The organism is Rhodococcus sp. NPDC003348, from assembly GCF_053589375.1.
Map to the genome: position 1 here is coordinate 62185 of NZ_JBSFRT010000010.1, position 19597 is coordinate 81781.

The 19597-nt window shown below is 68.9% G+C and carries 16 protein-coding genes; 11 read left to right on the forward strand and 5 right to left on the reverse strand.

Features of this window, described 5'->3' with window-relative positions; all coding sequences use genetic code 11:
• Positions 1 to 9 precede the first annotated feature (9 nt).
• Positions 10 to 528 (reverse strand): flavodoxin family protein, encoded by a 519-nt coding sequence (locus ACWDU4_RS09440; protein ID WP_450113620.1) that lies wholly within the window; start codon positions 526 to 528, stop codon positions 10 to 12.
• Between the two features lie 257 nt (positions 529 to 785).
• Between ACWDU4_RS09440 and ACWDU4_RS09445 the strand changes: the two genes are divergently transcribed.
• Positions 786 to 1061: an SHOCT domain-containing protein gene (locus ACWDU4_RS09445; RefSeq protein WP_450113621.1), complete on the forward strand. Its 276-nt coding sequence runs from the start codon at positions 786 to 788 to the stop codon at positions 1059 to 1061.
• 47 nt (positions 1062 to 1108) lie between these two features.
• Positions 1109 to 2557: a wax ester/triacylglycerol synthase domain-containing protein gene (locus ACWDU4_RS09450; RefSeq protein WP_450113622.1), complete on the forward strand. Its 1449-nt coding sequence runs from the start codon at positions 1109 to 1111 to the stop codon at positions 2555 to 2557.
• Here ACWDU4_RS09450 and ACWDU4_RS09455 read toward each other — a convergent pair.
• Positions 2529 to 3092 carry a CBS domain-containing protein gene (locus tag ACWDU4_RS09455; protein WP_450113623.1) on the reverse strand — a complete coding sequence of 188 codons (564 nt, stop codon included), beginning with the start codon at positions 3090 to 3092 and terminating at the stop codon, positions 2529 to 2531. The genes ACWDU4_RS09450 and ACWDU4_RS09455 overlap by 29 nt on opposite strands.
• Positions 3093 to 3283: 191 nt before the next feature.
• Between ACWDU4_RS09455 and ppsA the strand changes: the two genes are divergently transcribed.
• Positions 3284 to 5593, forward strand: coding sequence for a phosphoenolpyruvate synthase (ppsA, locus tag ACWDU4_RS09460; protein WP_450113624.1), 2310 nt, complete (start codon positions 3284 to 3286; stop codon positions 5591 to 5593).
• A gap of 23 nt (positions 5594 to 5616) precedes the next feature.
• Here ppsA and ACWDU4_RS09465 read toward each other — a convergent pair whose 3' ends face one another.
• Positions 5617 to 6573: a 1-phosphofructokinase family hexose kinase gene (locus ACWDU4_RS09465; RefSeq protein WP_450113625.1), complete on the reverse strand. Its 957-nt coding sequence runs from the start codon at positions 6571 to 6573 to the stop codon at positions 5617 to 5619.
• Complete coding sequence (locus ACWDU4_RS09470; RefSeq protein ID WP_450113626.1) at positions 6570 to 8096, reverse strand: bifunctional aminoglycoside phosphotransferase/ATP-binding protein; 1527 nt, start codon at positions 8094 to 8096, stop codon at positions 6570 to 6572. The genes ACWDU4_RS09465 and ACWDU4_RS09470 overlap by 4 nt, the downstream gene beginning before the upstream one ends.
• A gap of 168 nt (positions 8097 to 8264) precedes the next feature.
• On the opposite strand from ACWDU4_RS09470, the gene acsA reads away from it, so the two are divergent.
• The 6 genes from acsA to ACWDU4_RS09500 are packed head-to-tail and all read left to right on the forward strand — an operon-like array spanning position 8265 to position 15747.
• Positions 8265 to 10046, forward strand: coding sequence for an acetate--CoA ligase (gene acsA, locus ACWDU4_RS09475; protein ID WP_450113627.1), 1782 nt, complete (start codon positions 8265 to 8267; stop codon positions 10044 to 10046).
• Entirely contained in the window at positions 10043 to 11044 is a 1002-nt protein-coding gene (gene pdhA / locus ACWDU4_RS09480; RefSeq protein WP_450113628.1) for a pyruvate dehydrogenase (acetyl-transferring) E1 component subunit alpha, read from the forward strand. The genes acsA and pdhA overlap by 4 nt, the downstream gene beginning before the upstream one ends.
• A complete protein-coding gene (locus tag ACWDU4_RS09485) occupies positions 11041 to 12015 on the forward strand; it encodes an alpha-ketoacid dehydrogenase subunit beta (protein ID WP_450113629.1) in 975 nt (324 codons plus the stop codon). Before pdhA ends, ACWDU4_RS09485 begins: the two co-directional genes overlap by 4 nt.
• Positions 12016 to 12027: 12 nt before the next feature.
• Positions 12028 to 13131, forward strand: a complete 1104-nt coding sequence (locus ACWDU4_RS09490; RefSeq protein ID WP_450113630.1) for a dihydrolipoamide acetyltransferase family protein — start codon at positions 12028 to 12030, stop codon at positions 13129 to 13131.
• Between the two features lie 10 nt (positions 13132 to 13141).
• Positions 13142 to 13390 (forward strand): acyl carrier protein, encoded by a 249-nt coding sequence (locus ACWDU4_RS09495; protein WP_450113631.1) that lies wholly within the window; start codon positions 13142 to 13144, stop codon positions 13388 to 13390.
• Positions 13391 to 13434: 44 nt separating this feature from the next.
• The gene (locus tag ACWDU4_RS09500) at positions 13435 to 15747 is read left to right on the forward strand and encodes a heavy metal translocating P-type ATPase (protein WP_450113632.1); all 2313 of its coding nucleotides are present in this window, start codon (positions 13435 to 13437) and stop codon (positions 15745 to 15747) included.
• Positions 15748 to 15768: 21 nt separating this feature from the next.
• Here the strand turns inward: ACWDU4_RS09500 and ACWDU4_RS09505 are convergent, their stop codons facing one another.
• A complete protein-coding gene (locus ACWDU4_RS09505; RefSeq protein WP_450113700.1) occupies positions 15769 to 16758 on the reverse strand; it encodes an Acg family FMN-binding oxidoreductase in 990 nt (329 codons plus the stop codon).
• Positions 16759 to 17202: 444 nt separating this feature from the next.
• Here ACWDU4_RS09505 and ACWDU4_RS09510 point away from each other — a divergent pair, with 444 nt between their 5' ends.
• Positions 17203 to 17427, forward strand: coding sequence for a hypothetical protein (locus tag ACWDU4_RS09510; protein ID WP_450113633.1), 225 nt, complete (start codon positions 17203 to 17205; stop codon positions 17425 to 17427).
• Positions 17428 to 18903: 1476 nt separating this feature from the next.
• On the forward strand, positions 18904 to 19512 hold the full coding sequence (locus tag ACWDU4_RS09515) for a leucine-rich repeat domain-containing protein (protein WP_450113634.1): 609 nt from the start codon (positions 18904 to 18906) through the stop codon (positions 19510 to 19512).
• The last annotated feature ends 85 nt before the right edge of the window (positions 19513 to 19597 follow it).

Here is a 19597-nt window from a genome sequence, read left to right on the forward strand (position 1 = left end):
TGACCGGTGTCAGGGTTGCTGGGCGAGCGAGCGGCCCCACTGCTCGGCTCGGTCCTCCTCGCCCGCCTCCAGGTGCGACTCCTTGTCGACGAGGAAGCTCTCCGACTCCGCGACGAGGTCGTATCCCAGGTGCCGAAGCTTCTTCCCGATTCCCTTCGACGCCCTTCCGGTCAGGAACGCGGGCGCGTCCCCGCGGGTGTCGAACGTGGCCGCGTGGCCGTGCGCGGGCGACAACGACGAGAGCCACTCGCGGATGCCCTCGCTCTCCGCGTCCGGTTCGAGTTCCACCTCGCTGTCGGGTTTGGCGGCGGTCTTCTCCGCTCCGCGGCGCGTCGACGGGCGACTCATCCCGTGTGCGTGCGTCGGACCGCCGACAACCAGCAGGTCGTAGCCGGACAGATCCTCCTGATCGGCGCGCGACGCCGCGACGGTCTTCACCTCGCCCGAGGCGCCGATACCCCGGGCGATCGCCTCTGCCACGTGACGAGTGTTTCCGAACATCGACTCGTAGACGACGAGTGTGCGCATGACGATTCCTCCCTCGAGAATCCCGTGGCGCGTCGTTCAACTCCAACGTGTGCACGCCTCTGCCTGCCATCGAACCCGCCGGTCCCGGGTCGGGCTAGGGCCGAACGACCCCATACACACTTCCGCGGCATCGTCACCGGACGAGCACCCGCCCCCGGGTTGGGCCGAAAGACCCTGTGGCGGACGACGGGGACGCGGGACACTGAACAAGCGGGGTGCAGTGGGCTGTACCCGGTCCCGGCGCAGCGACGTGCAGAGTGGGAGGCCTGGCTGTGATGTACATGTACGGACCCGGTGGATGGGGGTGGGGCTATGCGCTGATGCTGATCGGCATGGCGCTCTTCTGGGGGGTGCTGGCTCTGGCTGTCGTCGCGCTGATCCGCTATGCGGGCCACAACCCACCCCCGGCGCCCCCACCCGTTTCGGGCGGCGCAGCCGAACAGGTTCTGGCCGAGAGGTTCGCGCGCGGAGAGATCGACACGGCGGAGTACCAGGAGCGCATGCAGACGTTGCGGGCCGAGCAATCACCGTGATCGCCGGTCGCAGCCACCATCGCGAGTGAGGCGGTCGGATGAACCACATGACGCAGACGGATCACCTGTCGTGGCGGATGGAAGCGGACCCGATCCTGCGTTCGACGATCGTCGCCGTCGCGCTGCTCGATCGGCACCCCGACTGGGCACGATTCGTCGAGATGATGGAGCGGGCGACACGGCAGATCCCGATCTTCCGGCGCAAGGCGGTCAGAGACCGGTTGGGTCCGGCCCCGCCCCGCTGGGTGGACGACCCCGACTTCGACCTGCACTGGCATCTGCGCCGACTCGCCGTGCCGGAGCCGGGTGGCTGGGACGGTGTGCTCGACTTCGCGCGGGTTGCCGCGATGACGGCGTTCGACAAGGACCGTCCGCTGTGGGAGTTCACCCTGCTGAGCGGGCTCGATTCCGGCCGTACCGCCCTCGTGATGAAGGTGCATCACAGCCTCACCGACGGGGTCGGGGGCATGCAGATCGCCCGGGAGATCGTGGATTTCACCAGGGAAGGCGGACCGCACGACGCGTCCCGCGTCGCTGCGCCTGCCGCAACGGACGCGGCGACATCGCATTTCCCCGGCGGGCTCGACTGGTACCGGGACACCGCGGGCCGGCTGGTTCGGCAGGCGTCGACGACGCTGGCCAGACAGAGTGTGGGATTCGCGCGGCACCCGGCAAGCACGCTGCGCGACAACGTCACCGCGGTGATGTCGACGACGCGGTTCACGCGTCCGATCCTGAGCACGCTGTCCCCGGTGATGACCGCTCGCAGCACCCGTCGACGACTCGCGGTGCTCGACGTCTCGATGCAGGCGCTCGACCGGGCTGCCGCGGCGGGCGGCGGCTCCGTCAACGACGGATTCCTCGCATCGGTGTTGCTGGGTATGGCGCGATACCACCGCCATCACGGGGCGGACGTGCACGAATTGCGGCTGACCATGCCCATCAGCCTGCGCACAGACGAGGACCCCCTGGGCGGCAACCGGATCACGCTCGCGCGATTCGCGTTGCGCACCGACATCGACGATCCCGCCGATCTGATCCACCACGTCCATTCGGTCGTCGACCATATGCGACACGAGCCCGCGGTGGCGCTCTCGCCCGCCATCGCCGGCGCTCTGAACCTGCTCCCGGCAGCGACCTTGGGCAACATGCTCAAGCACGTCGACTTCCTCGCCTCGAACGTGCCGGGTTCACCGATACCGCTGTTCACCGCCGGGGCGGAGGTGCTCCGCTACTACGCGTTCAGCCCCACCCTGGGCTCGGCCTTCAATGTCACGCTGCTGTCCTACACGTCCTGGTGCGGTGTCGGGATCAACGCCGACACCGCTTCCGTCCCCGACCTCGGTACGCTCACCGAATCGCTCGCCGGCGGATTCCGGGACGTGCTCGCGCTGTGCCCGGACACCCCGGGCACAGCCGTGGTTCTCGATCCGATGAGGGCCACCGGCCCCGGCGGATCCGCGCGGCTCACGCCTGGGCGAACCGAACCTCGGTGACACCGGGAACGGTCTCCGCCAGCGCCGTGACGACCCCCAGTTCCGGATCGGCGTCGGTCAGGCCGGCGATCTCCGCTCGGCCCTCGGCGACCGCGACCGTCCAGCGTCGGGTTCCCGCGTACACGTCCAGCCGGTGCTGCACCTCCCGCTGAATGTGACCGTCGTCCATTGCCAGCACGCCGATCAGATCCCGCCGGGTCACGATCCCGACCACGTCGTGGTCGTGGACGATGGGTATCCCGCGCAATCCCGACCGCAGCATCGCGGAGGCGAGGTCGCTGACGTCGGCGTCCGGGGTCATCGCGACCACCGGACTGGTCATCGCCTCCGCGACGGCCTCGTCGACCGGGCGCGGCGTGCGGAACTTCTCGCGGAGGAGGTCGCCCTCGGAGACGATGCCCACCAGCTTCTGGGCGTCGTCGACCACGGGCAGGACGGTGTATCCGAACTCCTCGACGAGACGGAGGCATTCGTCGACCGAAGTCGCCGGTGTCACGGTGGTGACCGGACTGCTCATGATGTGCCGCGCATGCATCACGACTCCTTCCCTCGAGATCCAGCGTCACCACCCGACGTGTCCGCCGAAAGGGCCATTCGACCCTTCCTGACCGTCCCGACGACCCGCGAGCGAGCCGCCGGGTGGCCGGGGGCCGGCAGCGGTGACTTTCGGCCCTGTGCGACCGGCCTGCCTCGGTGTTGGCTGGTGGGAAACGGTGAGGAGTTCCGATGGCCACCACCCCAGCAGTAGTCGAGAACCGGTGGGTGCGCCCGATCGACCGGATCGGTCTGCCCGACACACCCAGCGTGGGCGGCAAGGCGGCGAATCTCGGCGAGCTGACGCACGCCGGCTTCCCCGTCCCCGCCGGATTCGTCCTGACCAAGGACGCCTACCTGGACACGATGGCGGAGGCCGGCGTGCGGGACACTTTGCGCGCCAGGAGCGTTCCCGCCGCCGGGACCGGGGAGGACGAACTCACCGCCGCCGCGCGCGAGTTGCGCGCGCTCGCGCTCGGCGCACCGGTGCCCGACGAGCTTCGCGCCCGCATCGTGTCGGCCTACCACGACCTCGGCGACGCGGTACGGGTCGCGGTGCGTTCATCGGCGCCGGGGGAGGACGCCGCGGACACCTCGTTCGCAGGCATCCACGACAGCTTCACCAACGTCGTCGGCGCGGATGCCCTCGTCGAGGCAGTCCGCAAGTGCTGGGCGTCGTTGTGGTCGGAACGGGCCCTGACCTACCGCAGTGTCCAGGCGTACGACGCGGAGCCGGCGATCGCGGTGGTCGTCCAGACCATGGTGGACTCTGAGAGTTCGGGAGTCGCCTTCACCGCCGACCCTCGCAGTGGGGACCGTGATCGCGTGGTCGTGGAGGCCGCCGCCGGCCTCGGGGAGGTCGTGGTCGGGGGCCAGGTGGAGCCGGACACCTACGTCGTGGCGAAGGACGGGCTCAGGGTCCTCGACACACACATCGGGTCGCAGGCCTTCGCCATCACGGCCGACGCAGGCGGCGAGCACCGCACCGAAATCGCGCCGGCCGACCGAGGCAAGCGGGTGCTCACCGACGACCAGCTCGAAGGACTCGCACGCCTCGCCGTGTCGGTGGAGCAGCACTACCAGGCGCCGCAGGACCTCGAGTTCGCGTTCGCCGGCGACGACCTCTGGCTCGTCCAGACCCGCCCGATCACCACCCTCGGGGGCCACCCGGAGCGGGCCGAGACAGGTCCATCGGCCCCGACAGGGCGGATCCTGGCACAGGGACTCGGCGCCAGCCCGGGGACCGTGTCCGGGCCGGTTCGCGTGCTCCTGTCGGTCGCCGACGCGCACCTGCTGCACGACGGCGACATCCTCGTCGCCCCGATGACCCGGCCCGACTGGCTTCCCGTGCTGCGCCGCGCGGCGGCGATCGTCACGGACGGGGGCGGCATCACGTGCCACGCCGCGATCGTCGGTCGCGAACTGGGCCGCCCCGTCATCGTCGGGACCCGGACCGCCACGACCACTCTCGTCGACGGGACCGTCGTCACCGTCGACGGCGACGCGGGCACCGTGTCGGAGGGCGCCGCGGCCACGCCAACGCGCCCCGCGGCGCCCTCAATTCCGCCCGATCGAGGTGGGACCACGTGGATGGAGACGACCGCGACGGCGGTGTACGCCAACCTGGCGACGCCCGAGGCCGCCGAACGCGTCGCGGCAACCGATGTCGACGGGGTCGGTCTCCTGCGCGCCGAGTTCATGATCATGGACGCGCTGCAGGGGATGCATCCCGCGAGACTGCTCGCCGAGGGCAGGCGCGACGAGTACGTCGCGAAGATGGCGGACGGTGTCCACCGCATCGCTGCGGCCTTCGCACCCCGGCCGGTCGTATACCGGGCGATCGATCTGCGCACCAACGAGTTCGCGAACCTGTCCGGCGGGGACGTCGAACCCTCCGAGGACAACCCGATGATCGGCTACCGCGGCTGCTACCGATACGTCCGCGAACCGGAACTGTTCGGACTCGACCTCGACGTGGTCCACACCGTCCGGCAACGCAGCCCGAACGTGCACCTGATGATCCCGTTCGTGCGCACCCGGTGGGAACTCGAGAGCTGCCTCCGGCACCTCGACGCACATCCACTCGGATCGGACCGGCGGATGCACCGCTGGATCATGGCCGAGGTCCCGTCCGTCGCCTACTGGATCCCGCACTACGCGACCCTCGGCATCGACGGCGTCTCCATCGGCACGAACGACCTGACCCAACTCGTCCTCGGCGTCGATCGCGACTCCGAGATCTGCCGAGACCTGTTCGACACGATGGACCCGGCCGTGCTCGACGCCATCGGCACGATCATCGAACGGGCCACCCGCGCCGGAATGACAACGTCACTGTGCGGTCAGGCGGTGTCGACGAACCCGGCCCTGGCCGAGCACCTCGTCCGACAGGGGATCAACTCGGTCTCGGTGACACCGGACGCGGTCGCTCACACCCGGCGTGTGATCGCCGCCGCCGAACGCCGGATCCTGCTGGACCGTGCCCGCGCTGCCGACAACTGAAGAACCCGGCCGCACCGACCCGATCAGCCCTCGACGGGGCCGCCCACCGCGATGCGGCGGATCAACTGCTCGTGGCAGCGATCGATGTCCGCCCGAGTACACAGTGCGGTCCCGGGACTGCCGAGCGTCGCCGCACCGGCCGCGACGCCGTACCGCACCGCGTCCCGCAACGCCCACCCCCTGACCAGGCCGAACACGATGCCCGCCACCAGGCTGTCACCCGCCCCGACGCCGCTGACCACTGGTACCTCGACGGACGGGCAGTACTCGGCGTCGTCGGCCGTCACGTGTACCGCACCCTCCGCGCCCAGCGACAGCACCACCACAGCGCAGACCCCCCGATCGACGAGATCCCGCGCGGCGGCGACCTGGTCGTCAACGGATCGCAGGTCCCGCCCGACGCAGTCACGTAACTCGCGGATGCTGGGTTTGAGGAGATATACCCCGCGACGGAGCGCGCGCAACGGCGGCCCCGACGTGTCCAGGACCAGGCGCGTACCCAGATCCGACACCGCGTCGGCGACGGTCTGATAGAAGTCCACCGGCACCCCAGGGGGCAGGCTTCCACTCGCGACGACGTATCGCGCACCCGCCGCCGCGGAGGTCAACCGGTCGAGGCACGAATCGACCTCGAGGGAAGTGAGGGTCGGTCCGGGCAACACGAACCGATACTGCAGCCCGGTCCGCTCCTCATTGACGGTGAAGCACTCCCGGGTCGATCGCCGCATCGTGACGGTCCGACTGTGGACCCGCTCGGAGGCCAGGAGATCCTCCAGCGCGCGGCCACTGTGCCCGCCGGAGGGGAACACCGCAAGCGCGGGTTCGCCGAGCACCGTCAAGACCCGGGCGACATTGATTCCGCCGCCGCCAGGGTCCCGGCGCGGCTCGCCGCAACGCATCTTGTCCGTCGGGACGACCCGCCCGGTGGTGGTCGCGATGTCGAGGGCCGGATTCATGGTCAGCGTGACGACGTCGGTCATCCGGGGCCTCCTGACGGCGGGTCGCCGGCCCGCCGGGCCGGATCGTGCTGTGGCTCCTCCGGTGCATTCCATCGAGCCAGGGCGGCGTCCGTCGCCGCACGCAGCTCGGTCGTCGTGTCGATCCGGGTCGCCGCCGGCCGATGCCGGAGGCGCGCCGCCATCGCGTCGTACACCTCGGCGTTCGCATCCGACTCACCACGTGGCCGCCCGGCGACCCGCTCCAGGGCAACGGACCGCGGCGCCACGCACTCGATCTCTATCAACTCGCTCCGCGTGCGGCGCGCAACCGACTGCGCCCACTCGGTGTACCTCGGATCGATCCACGAGGCGTCGAGCACAACCGACATGCCCCGGCCGAGCAGTTCCGACGCCCGCCCGAGCAGTTCTGTGTAAGTCCGATCGGTCATCTCACGCGTGTACAGGCCGTGCCCGTACTCGGTCGGGCAGGACTGCCGCGGGTCCACGCCCGCCAGCTGCTTCCGTACCTGGTCACTGGACAGGACGGCCGCACCGGCGTCCTCTCCGAGAGCACGCGACAGCGTGGACTTTCCGGTGCCCGGCAAGCCGCCGACCAGGCCCAGCCGCACGGTGCCCCGCCGGAGGTGGCGCACTGCCAGGCCACAGTGCCTGCGGGCATCCGCCCGCGCCGTCGGGGCGCCCTGTGTGTGGCGCAGGGCCGCGACCTTGGCCCGCACGAACGCCCGATACGCGACGAAGTGATTGACCAGCGACCGCGGCGGATCGTCGCTGGACTCCGCCCGAACGCGAGCGAGGAGACCCGCCCCCAGATCCGCCCGGCCCAGATACTCCAGATCCATCGCCAGACAGGCGAGGTCATCGATCACGTCGAGATGACGGAGGCGATCATCGAAGTCGAGGCAGTCGAGGATCCGCGGACCGTCCGGGAGACAGAAGATGTCTTCGGCCAGCAGGTCGCCATGGCCGTCGACGATCCGTCCATCGGCGATCCGCTCGGCGAACAGGTCACCGCGACCGGCCAGATAGTCGTGCGCGCGACACTCGATCTCGTCGATCTCCGCCCGTGGGAGGAGGTCCGCATCGTATCCCCGAACCTCGTCGACGTTGTCCCGCCAGCGCGTGAGGACAGCGTCCCGCGTCGCGTCCCGGTCGACGTCGGCGCCGCGCCGGCACCGACGGTGGAAGCGGACCAGCAGGCGGGCGAGGGCATCCAGGTGCACTGCGGGGTCCTCCCCGCCGGCGATCATCGTCGCCAGCCGCCGGTCGTCCGGCATCCGCCGCATCTTCACCAGCGGCTCCGGCGGGCCGCCGTTCGGGTCGGTCAGCTCGGCGACACCCAGATACACGTCGGGACACAGTCTCCGGTTCAGGTCCACCTCCCGGTGGCACGCCGCCGCCCGCAGCTCCGCCGTGCCGAAGTCCAGGAACGCAGTCCGCACCGGCTTCTTCGCCTTGAAGACCACGTCGCCGACCATGAACACATATGCGGTATGGGTTTCCCGCACAGCCGCCGGTGGCGGCGCCGGGTCGGTCGCGCGCACCATTCGCCTCACCTGATCCGTCGATGCCGTCGGTGGAATTCAAACCGGCGTCGCGGACCCCGCCCAGAGTAATTGGTCACCGAAAATGGTCCTTTGCCTCTATCCGCTCCGGCTCCGACGCGCCCATGCTGGACCCGACCCTCGCCTCCCCAGTCGAGCAGGACAACCCGTATGGCCACCATTTACCACGAAACCGCAGGAACCGGAGTCGCCCCGAATTTCACCGACTACGAAGGCGAACGCGCACGCTTCCGTTGGACCGAGGTGGAGCGCGAACTGGGCGAGTCGCCCGGTGGATGCAATATCGCCCACTATGCCGTCGACCGGCACGCCGCCGGACCACTGGCCGACACCCCCGCGTTCCGGTTCGTCTCACAGGAAGGCCGCGACAGCGGCGGACCGACCGCCGACACCCTCACATTCTCCGAGTTCGGCAGGCGTGCACGAACCTTCACCAATGTTCTGCGGAATCTCGGGGTGCAGAAAGGAGAGCGGGTGTTCGTCCTGCTCGGACGGATCCCGGAACTGTACGTCACGGTCCTCGGCGCACTTCGCAACGGCTGCGTCGTCGCTCCACTGTTCTCCGCCTTCGGTCCGGAACCACTGGCCACCCGAATCCGCCTCGGCGACGCCCGCGTCCTGGTGACCACCGAGCGGATCTACCGCCGCCGCGTGGCAGCGATCGCCGACCAGCTGCCCTGCCTGCGCCACATCCTGATCGTGGGGGACGGAGACGACCACCCACCGCCGGGCACGGTCGACTTCCGGACCGCGATGGCGGAAGCCGACGACGATGCCGCCATCACCCCGACGGGCCGGGAGGACCCCGCGCTGCTCCACTTCACGAGCGGGACGACCGGCACCCCGAAGGGAGCGATCCACGTTCACGGGGCGGTGGCCACGCACTTCGCCACCGGACGCTACGCCCTCGACCTGCACCCCTCGGACATCTTCTGGTGTACCGCCGACCCGGGCTGGGTGACCGGAACCTCCTACGGGGTGATAACCCCGCTCCTGCACGGCGTCACCTCGGTCGTCGACACCGCCGAATTCGACGCCGAGCACTGGTACCGGATCCTGAGCGATCAATCGGTGACCGTCTGGTACACCGCACCCACCGCCATCCGGATGCTGATGAAGGCAGGGCCCCAACTCGCCCACAAGCACGCCTTTCCGCGATTACGGTTCATCGCCAGTGTCGGCGAACCGCTGAACCCCGAAGCAGTGCTGTGGGGGCGCGACAACCTGGGACATCCGATCCACGACAACTGGTGGCAGACCGAGACCGGCGGAATCATGATCGCCAACACACCGGGCTTCGACATCAAACCGGGGTCGATGGGCCGACCACTACCCGGCGTCGACGCCTGCATCGTCACCCCACCGCGCGATGGGCGCAGAACCGACGACGTGGCGGTCATCGACTCCCCGAACGTGGAAGGCGAACTGGCGCTGCGCCGGGGGTGGCCGTCGATGTTCCGCGGCTACCTGAACGAGGAGGAACGCTATCGCCAGTGCTTCTCCGGCGACTGGTACCTCACGGGCGACCTCGCCAAACGGGACGCCGACGGCTACTTCTGGTTCGTCGGGCGCGCCGACGACGTCATCAAGTCCGCCGGACACCTCATCGGGCCGTTCGAGGTCGAGAACGTCCTCATGGAGCATCCCGCGGTCGCGGAGGCGGGCGTGATCGGGATCCCGGACCCAACGGTCGGGCAGGTGGTCAAGGCATTCGTCACTGTCAAGAGCGGCTGCACCGCCGACGACGGGCTACGCAGGGAGCTGCTCGGCCACGCCCGCACCGCATTGGGAGCCGCTGTGGCACCGAAGGACGTCGAATTCGTCGAGACCCTGCCTCACACCCGCAGCGGAAAGATCATGCGCAGGGTACTCAGGGCTCGCGAACTCGGACTGGCCGAGGGGGACACCTCGACGCTGGAGGCAGGCGGATGACCGGAACCGACTTTCCATACGACAAGGCGTTTGCTGTCGCACTTCTCACCGACATGCTGCGCATCCGTCGGCTCGAGGAGAAGGCGGCAGAACTGTACGGCGCAGCGAAGATCCGCGGCTTCCTTCACCTGTACATCGGAGAGGAGGCCGTCGCCGTCGGCGCCCTGCACGCACTCGACCCGGGAGAGGCCGTGGTCGCCACCTACCGCGAGCACGGGCATGCGCTCGTGCACGGAGTCCCGATGAACGCGATCATGGCGGAGATGTTCGGCAAACGCGAGGGTTGCTCGCGAGGACGCGGTGGTTCCATGCACCTGTTCGACGCCACGACCCGCTTCTATGGGGGCAACGCCATCGTCGCAGGCGGCCTGCCGCTCGCGGTCGGGCTGGCCCTGGCCGACAAGATGCAGGGCATTCAGCGAGTCACCGCCTGCTTCTTCGGCGAAGGAGCAATGGCCGAAGGCGCGTTCCACGAGTCGATGAATCTGGCGTCCCTGTGGCGGCTTCCCGTGCTGTTCTGTTGCGAGAACAACCTGTACGCGATGGGGACCGCTCTGGCCAGATCCGAGTCGCAGACCGACCTGTGTGTCAAGGCCTCCTCCTTCGATGTCCCCACGCTCCGCGCCGACGGGATGGACGTGATCGCCAGCCTCGAAGCCGCCCGGGCCGGGGCCGCGCACGTCCGCACCACCGGACGCCCGTTCTTCATCGAGTTCCGGACCTACCGATTCCGCCCCCACTCGATGTTCGATCCCGAGCTGTACAGAGACAAGGCCGAGGTGGACGCGTGGAAGGAGCGCGGTCCGATCCACACCTTCTCGGCCCGGCTCAAGGAACTCGGCTTGTTCACCGAAGCGGAGTTCCTGCGCATCGACGCCGCGGTGGGCGCGGAGGTGGAGGCCGCAGTCGCGTTCGCCGAGGCCGGCGCCGCCGAGCAACCGGCAGAACTCCTGCGAGACGTGATCGCGCCGATCGACACGGTCGGGGAGGCGCGGTGAAGACCAGCTATCGCGAAGCCGTGCGAGACGCGATCCGGGAGGCTATGCAAGCCGACCATCGGGTCTTCCTCATGGGAGAGGACGTGGGCCGCTACGGAGGCACCTATGCCGTCTCACGGGGACTGCTGGACGAGTTCGGGCCCGACCGGATCCGCGACGCGCCGCTGTCGGAACTCGGATTCGTCGGGGTCGGCATCGGCGCGGCAATCGGCGGGATGCGACCGATCGTCGAGATCATGACCGTCAACTTCAGCCTGCTCGCGCTGGATCAGATCGTAAACACCGCGGCGTCGCTCCGCCACATGTCCGGAGGCCAGTTCTCCGTGCCAGTCGTTATCCGAATGGCAACCGGTGCAGGGCGCCAACTCGCCGCGCAGCACTCCCACAGTCTCGAGAACTGGTATGCGCACATACCCGGAATCCGGGTACTCGCCCCGGCCACCGTCGCAGACGCCAGGGGCATGCTCACACCCGCACTCGAGGATCCGGATCCGGTGATCATGTTCGAGCACGTACGGCTCTACAACACGACCGACGACCTGACACAGACACAACCGGTGGACATCGACACCGCCCACATCCGTCGTGCCGGTACAGACGTCAGCCTCGTCTCGTACGGGGGGTCACTGCCGAAGGTGATGGCCGCGGCAGACGTGCTCGCAGACCTGGGGATCGACTCCGAGGTCATCGATCTGCGGGTGTTGCGGCCTCTCGACACCGAAACAATCGTCGGGTCCGTGTCCAGGACTCGACGCGTCGTCGTCGTCGACGAAGGATGGCGCAGCGGCAGTCTCGCCGCGGAGGTGATCGCCCGGATCGTGGAGTCCGCGTTCTACGAACTCGACGCTCCACCGCAGCGGGTGTGCAGCGCCGAGGTTCCGGTTCCGTACGCCAAACATCTGGAGGAGGCTGCGCTACCGCAAGTGGACACGATCGTGTCCGCGGTACGAGCCGCCGTCGGAGTCCGGTGACCGGGAGGCCCGATGTTCGAGTTCACACTGCCTTCGCTGGGGTCAGACATGGATGAGGGCACGCTCACCGACTGGCTCGTTGCACCAGGCGACGAAGTGGAGCGCGGCCAGGCCATCGCAACCGTCGACACCGTCAAAGCGGCCGTCGACGTCGAGATCTGGCGTCCAGGCACCGTTCGTCAACTTCTCGTCGAGCCCGGTACCACGGTGTCGGTGGGAACACCCCTCGCGACATTGCTTGAACCGGGGGAGCAACCGCCAACCGGACCGGCACCGCCCACCCGCGTACACATCACCCCGGCTGCACGCCGGGAAGCCGACACGCGGGGGATCGACCCGGCGACGCTCACCGGGACGGGTCCGGAATCGGTTGTCACCCTGAGCGACGTGCTTCACGCCGCCGACGACGGCCGCGGCACCGCTGGAGCCAAACCCGGTCCAACCGAGGAGCGGGTCCGCGACATGCGCGGGGCGATCGCCGCTGCGATGAGCCGTTCGAAACGGGAGATCCCGCACTACTACCTCGCCGAGGACATCCCGCTCCGAACCGCGACCGACTGGCTCGAGACCGAGAACGCCGGACGCCCGGTGACCTCGCGAATCCTGATGGCCGCCCTGCAACTGAAGGCCGTGGCACTCGCCGCCGTACAGTTCCCCGAAATCAACGGAGTCTGGCGGGACGGCGAGTTCCGGTCGCCGACGTCCGTCCACGTCGGGGTCGCAATATCCCTGCGGCAGGGCGGACTGGTCGCGCCCGCGATCCACGACACCGCGGACAAGCCCCTCGACCAGCTGATGCGAGAACTCACCGATCTCGTCGCCCGCGCCCGTGCCGGATCACTGCGCAGCTCCGAGATGTCCGACCCCACGATCACGGTGACCAACCTCGGCGAGCAGGGCGTGCGCACTGTCTACGGGGTGATCTACCCACCGCAGGTCGCGCTGGTCGGTTTCGGCAGACCCTGTCACCGCCCATGGGCCGTCGACGGGACGCTGTCCGTGGTACCCGTGGTCACCGCCACCCTGGCCGCCGACCACCGGGTCTCCGACGGACACCGCGGCGCGCAGTTCCTCGCCGGGATCCGAGATCGTCTGCAACGCCCGAACGACCTGTGAGGAGCCGAACGTGGATGCTGCCGAGATAGAGTCCGCCGTGGTGACCGCACTCGAGGACATCGCCCCTGAGGTCTCGGGGCAGGAACTGGCCCCGGACTCCCCGCTCCGCGATCAGGTCGACCTCGACTCGATGGACTGGCTGAACCTTCTGGTCCGGCTGCATGCACGGTTCGATGTCGACATACCAGAATCCGACTACGGCCGCCTCGTCACCCTGCGCGACCTGACCGACTACCTGGCCGCTCGGACACCGGGCTAGAGGGGAAGGTCGTCGTGGTCGATCGAGCGGCGCGAGGGCAACCGGTGCGCTGGCGCCGAGCCCTCGAGCCCGCGCTCCTGGTCGTCACCGCCAGCGCACTCGCCGCCGGCGCCCTCGCCTGGCTCGTCGGTGCATCCACCCTCGCGGACCGGTGCTGGATCGCAGGGACCCTGGCCGCGATCGTCCCGTCCGTCTGGTGGGTCGTCGACGCGATGCGCCGCGGCCGGATCGGGGTGGATCTGATCGCCGTGCTCGCGCTGATCGGCACGCTGCTGGTCGACGAGTATCTCGCCGGCGCACTCATCGCGGTCATGCTGGCGACCGGGCGCAGCCTCGACGCCGCGGCGACCCGCCGCGCGTCCAAGGACCTGCGCGCCCTGCTCGATCGCGCCCCACGCTCGTCCCGCCGTCGTGTCGGGGACGACGTCGAGACCGTGCCGATCGACCGGATCCGAACGGGCGACGATCTGATCGTCGGCCCCGGCGAGACCGTTCCCGTCGACGGCTGGGTCACCGACGGCCCAGCGGTGCTGGACGAATCGGCACTCACCGGGGAACCCGACCCGGTCGTGCGCCGTCCCGGCGAAGCCGTGCGCTCGGGCGTCGTCAACGCCGGCGACGTCTTCGAGATGGAGGCGGGCGCTACCGCAGACGACAGCACCTACGCCGGCGTGGTGCGGCTGGCACGCGAGGCCGCCGCCGAGTCCGCGCCGGTCGTCCGGCTCGCGGACCGGATCGCCGCATGGTTCGTACCGGTGGCGGCCGCTGTCGCGGTGACGGCGTGGGCGGTCAGCGGCTCCGCGGACCGCGCAGTGGCGGTACTCGTCGTTGCGACCCCGTGCCCGCTGCTGCTCGCAGCGCCGGTCGCGATCGTCTCCGGCCTCTCCCGGGCCTCCCGAATCGGGGTGGTGATCCGCAGTGGGGGCGCCCTGGAGAACCTCGGCCACGCGCGCACCCTGGTGATGGACAAGACCGGCACCCTCACCACCGGGCGACCCACGGGCACCGACATCGTGGCGGCCCCCGGCCAGGACCGCGCCGAGGTCCTGCGACTGGCCGCATCCGCCGACCAGCTGTCGCCGCACGTCCTCGCCGCCGCCCTGGTGCAGGAGGCAAAGGTGCGGAAGCTGACCTTGTCGTATCCCGCCGACGTCGTGGAAGAGGCCGGCACCGGAGTGACCGCGACCGTGGATGGTCGCCGGGTGACCGTCGGCGCCCGGCCACTGCCGCCCGACGCCCCCGGCTGGGCCCGCGCGACCCTCGCCCGCAGTGCCCTCGACGGCGTGGGCGTCGCGTGGGTGACCGCGAACGACGAGCTGCTCGGCGCCCTGTTGTTCGCGGACCCGCTGCGTCGAGATGCACCTCGCACCCTGCGCCGACTCCGATCGGCCGGACTGAGCAGACTCGTCATGCTCACGGGGGACCGGCGCGAGCCCGCCGAGGAGATCGGGAGGGTCCTCGGCCTCGATCAGGTGTATGCCGAGCAGAGCCCGTCGGACAAGGTCGCAGGTGTGCGCCGGGAGCGGGAATCAGCGGTGACGGTGATGGTGGGCGACGGCGTCAACGACGCTCCCGCTCTCGCCGCGGCAAGCGTGGGAGTCGCGATGGGAGCGCGAGGCTCGACGGCAAGTTCGGAGGCCGCGGACATCGTGTTGACCACGGACCGCCTCGACCGGCTGGCCGACGCCATGGAGATCGCGCGCCGCTCACGCCGCATCGCGGTGGAAAGCGCGGCGGCGGGCATGGGAATGTCCCTGGTCGCCATGGGTTTCGCCGCGGCCGGGTGGCTCACGCCTGCCCTCGGGGCGCTGCTGCAGGAGGCGATCGACGTCGCCGTCATACTCAACGCACTTCGCGCCCTGCGCGGCGAACGCGCACCGGACAGCGCGGTACCGCCACAAACCGATCGGCTGCTGCACCGCTTCTCCGCCGAACACGAAGCGATGCGCGACAAGCTGGCCCTGCTGCGCGACGTCGCCCAGTCGGTGTCCGCCGGCGATCAGGCACACGCGGTGACCTCGCTACGCCGAGCCGACGACTTTCTCACCGGAACGCTCCTGCCGCACGAGCGCGCCGAGGAGACGGAACTGTATCCGGCGCTCGCAGGCCCGCTCGGCAGCGGGGAAGCCACCGCCACCATGAGCCGGATGCACGCCGAGATCGACCGGCTCGGTCGCCGGCTGCACAACCACCGACGACGGGTCGACGCGCGGGGTGGACTCGACCCCGACCAATCCGAAGACCTGCTGGCCTGCCTGTACGGGCTGTACGCATTGCTGCGACTGCACTTCGTCCAGGAAGAAGAGAGCTACTTCACGCTCGCCACCCAGGGAGACGACCCCGACCGCCCTGGATGACGGTGCCCGCAACTCCCGCCGTCACCGGCGACCCTCGCCCGGTACCACGGTGAACACCGAGTCGGTCGGTCGGCGCGGCGTCTGCCGGGGCGGGAGCTCCCTCGTCGCGACGCCCACCCTGATCAGCACCTGCGGGAACCCGCGGTCGGGGAGGAGGCCGCGGACCAACTCCCGGCTCGGCGTCAGCTCCGTGACATGGGTGAGGGGACAGGTCGCAAGCCCGTCGACGGTGGCCTCGAGCAGCACCACCGACAGCGCCTCCCCGGCACGGAGCCAATCCGGCCGGCCATCCGCGGTGGTGCTCAGCACCAGAACGGTCGACCGGTCGACCTCCTCGGCGGAGTAGTCGTCCTCACCAGCGGGAAACTCACGCCCGATGTCCACCCGGGACCGCTCCTCGTCGGTGGCGAGCGCTTCCGGCGGTATCCCGCCCGATGTGAGGAAATGTCCTGCCCACCAGCGGAGTTCGGCCTGGTACGTGGCGTCGTACCTGCGCGCCGAAGCCGTCGCGGCGGTGGCCTCCGCCAACGTCGGCCGAGCATCCGCGGGCAGGACCGTCAGCTGGACGCCCCGTCGTCCGACCAGATCCTGCAGGTGCGCGGGGAGCCGTTGCTCACCCCCGAGCGGGCCGAACGGCCGACGATCGGAACTGCGGTGGCGGATCGCGGCAACCAGGTCGAAGTCGTGCGAACGCGGACTTGCGTCCCTCTGGAATCGAACGGTCGAGAGGTGGTCCGACGCCGCCCCCTCGGGGAACCGCTCGACATCCGATCTCCAGCGGAGCGTGGTGAGCGCCGTCTCCAGATGCTGCAAGGCCGCACCACAACTGACCACCAACTGCCTGCCCGACGGATCCATCGACGGCAGGAGCCTGGCACGCTCGGCATACAGCTCCAGCCGGCCGCCCGAGTACGTCCACTGCCACGGCTGACTGTTGTGAACCGAAGGCGCACGCCCCGCGAGATCCACAGCGATTCGGACCACGTTCACGTCGGGAAAGGTGTTCACGATCGTCTCCACTTCCGCCCGATGCGCGGACACGGCCCATGCCGCGGAGCGGGCCCATGCAGTCAGTGTCCCGCCAACCCGGTGCGCCGGGTTAGGGCCGATTGTCACTCGGTGAACGGGCGCGTTGCCGCGGCGCGGATCGGGATCGATGACGTTTGTCCCTTGATCCAGGTCGGTTCGCGCCGCCGCGATCGGGGAGACCACTCGGATTCGCGCGCAGGGCGTGCGGGGGAGGGAATGGCGGGTGAGCGCATCCGCGAAGAGCAATTTCCCGCTATCGCCGGTAGCGGCAATTCCTGCCGACTTCCTGCCAGTCGCCTGTCGGTCCGGACCGGACGTCGGTGTGTGGAATACGCTGCGACCCGGCGTCCCGGCCGAGCGCGGATTCCGGACAGAATGCGCGCGTCGTGACGGCGCGAAGACGACAGAAGGATGGTAGGAGTGCGAATGTCCGCGATGGGCAGAGTTGTCACGCTCGCGGGAGCGGCAACACTGGTCGTGCTGTTCGGGCGGCGTCGCGACCGGACCGGCAACATGTCCACGGGGTTCGGCTTCGGTCCGAATGAGCGCGGACCCGGTTCGGGGACAGACGATTTCGGCTACGATTCCGGCGCAGACCCCGACAGCGACCTGCCGGAATCCGGGCCGGGCCGGCAACACGGCGAGGCATGACGACCCGTCACGACCGACGGGCAGACATCAATCCGAAGGCTGCGGTAAGGATCCATTACCGCAGCCCCCGGATTACGTTGTGTCGCCTAGCCTTCCAGGGTGGTCGGCGACTCCGAGTCGGAGCTCCCGTCACTGATCTTGGAAATGATGTTGATCAAACCCGAGACCGCCTGGAACAGGCCGATGATCTCCGATGAACCCATGATGAAACCCCCGATGTGCGATGTGAAGTGCGCCAGAACCGGCGCCGGGCAAAGTGTAAGGACGCGTTTCGATCCGCCACATGACCTAGCTCGCGGAGTGCGACGCGGATCATATCGGCCGGCGAATGTGACAGTGCCCGAACAAGGACACCGCCGCACCGAGGACCGACTCGGGGTCGGTTCGACACTCAACCCGGTTCGGCGTCCTGGTTCCCCCACTTCAATACGTCACAGTGACGTATTGAAGTGGGGGAACCGGAGGCAGGGAGCGAGGGCCGAGGAACCGGGATACCGACTCGGTCACTGCGTGCCGACCAGAGAGGGCGAGACCGACATGTTCGGCCGTGGCGACACAGCCGGCCGAGCCGCGGCCAGGCGCCGCCACGAAGGCCGGCCGGAGCGACGGGTCGGCGGATGCGGTGCGCGACGCACGCCGGTTGCCAACGGCGCCCACGGAGGCCGACACAAGGACCATCGGACGAACTCCGGCAAGGAAGACGTCGACGGCCGCGAACTGCGGACAACGGTCGTCACCGAAAGGCACCGAAAGGCACCGAAAGGCACCGAAAGGCACATTATCACCGCAATTCATGCCCACCCGATAAGGAACATTATGTCAGTTTGAATGGATCGGGGTGTCCCCGCACAGGGCCGCGCACCGGATGCCGAGCATCGGCACCCGACCCGTGGGTCCGTGTCGTCGAGCCGTGGCGGGCCGGACCCAACCCGGTGGCCCCGACCGCCTGCCGACCCCATTCGGACGAGGCCACGCGGACCGTGTCCGTACCGACCCGACGCCCGGGTCTCTACGCAAAGACCGCCGTGTGTCGTCGTGACACACATGCAGGATCATTCGGGCCGGCATCCGGACGGCCGCCGCATCGGCACCGGAACACCGGACGCGGCTACGCTCCCCACGTGGAGGCCCGGGACCTCGACCGAGTTTCATGGATAATTGCGATTATCCATGAAACATATTGCGCAGCAACAGTATTCACTCATCGCGAATACCCGTGTGAATCGCCGGCATAGTTGGCCGATTGTCAAGATGGGTAACCAACCTCAGATTGCGGGGCAATCATGACGGTCCCAGCGAACTGGCAGTCGTAGCGCACTCGCATACTGTGCGGGTGCGATCTGAGGTGCCCCCTGCCGCTGCACGCACCCTCCCGGGGAGCGTGACCCGCCGGACCATGTCCCGAACAGGCGAAGGATCGCAATGATGAGCCCGAGACGTAGCGTGCGTCAGGGGGCGGCTGGTGTGCTTGCTGCGGTGAACGCGCAGCTGGGCCGTCCGATCTCGACACCTCTGGATGCTGAAGCCATCGCCCGGACTGCGTTCCTCGAGCTTGATCAGCTACCCGTGGCGGACTTGGCCCCGTTGTCCGAACTGTCGAACCTGACCGAACTGCGATTGCATGGGGAGGTAGTGATCGATCTTCGCCCGCTGTCGACGCTGACCGCGTTGCAGAGGCTCGACCTACGCTGGTCGCCTGTGCGGGACGTGTCCCCGTTGGCGGGCCTGAACGCTCTCACCCACCTCTACCTCAGCGCAACGGAAGTCAGTGATGTGTCCCCGCTTGCCGGTCTGACCGGACTGGAGTTTCTGGACCTGCGCTGGACGCCACTCCGGGACGTCGACCCCCTGGGGGGCCTGAGCGGCCTCACCTGCCTCAAACTCGCGGAGACCGAGGTGGTCGACGTGGCTGCGCTGGCGAGCCTGACGGGCCTGACCTGGCTCGACCTCGAGGGGACCTCGATCACGGACGTCTCGCCACTGGCCGGCTTGCCGCATCTGGGAATGCTCGAACTCTCCGGATCGCACGTCACAGATGTTTCCTCGCTGCGCAGCATGGCCAACCTGACCATCATCGACGGGTGAGTGGACGGAAGGACGACTGGGTGCGCCAGTGCCGGAAGTCGCATTGGGCCGCCATCACCAGGACTGGAACCTGCGCCTGCGTCAG

What these genes read in the sequence shown, in the direction of transcription:
- ACWDU4_RS09440 (WP_450113620.1), bottom strand. Translation starts at nt 528, where the DNA reads ATGCGCACACTCGTCGTCTACGAGTCGATGTTCGGAAACACTCGTCAC.
- ACWDU4_RS09450 (WP_450113622.1), top strand. Translation starts at nt 1,109, where the DNA reads ATGACGCAGACGGATCACCTGTCGTGGCGGATGGAAGCGGACCCGATC.
- ACWDU4_RS09455 (WP_450113623.1), bottom strand. Translation starts at nt 3,092, where the DNA reads ATGCATGCGCGGCACATCATGAGCAGTCCGGTCACCACCGTGACACCG.
- ppsA (WP_450113624.1), top strand. Translation starts at nt 3,284, where the DNA reads ATGGCCACCACCCCAGCAGTAGTCGAGAACCGGTGGGTGCGCCCGATC.
- ACWDU4_RS09465 (WP_450113625.1), bottom strand. Translation starts at nt 6,573, where the DNA reads ATGACCGACGTCGTCACGCTGACCATGAATCCGGCCCTCGACATCGCG.
- ACWDU4_RS09470 (WP_450113626.1), bottom strand. Translation starts at nt 8,096, where the DNA reads ATGGTGCGCGCGACCGACCCGGCGCCGCCACCGGCGGCTGTGCGGGAA.
- acsA (WP_450113627.1), top strand. Translation starts at nt 8,265, where the DNA reads ATGGCCACCATTTACCACGAAACCGCAGGAACCGGAGTCGCCCCGAAT.
- pdhA (WP_450113628.1), top strand. Translation starts at nt 10,043, where the DNA reads ATGACCGGAACCGACTTTCCATACGACAAGGCGTTTGCTGTCGCACTT.
- ACWDU4_RS09490 (WP_450113630.1), top strand. Translation starts at nt 12,028, where the DNA reads ATGTTCGAGTTCACACTGCCTTCGCTGGGGTCAGACATGGATGAGGGC.
- ACWDU4_RS09510 (WP_450113633.1), top strand. Translation starts at nt 17,203, where the DNA reads ATGTCCGCGATGGGCAGAGTTGTCACGCTCGCGGGAGCGGCAACACTG.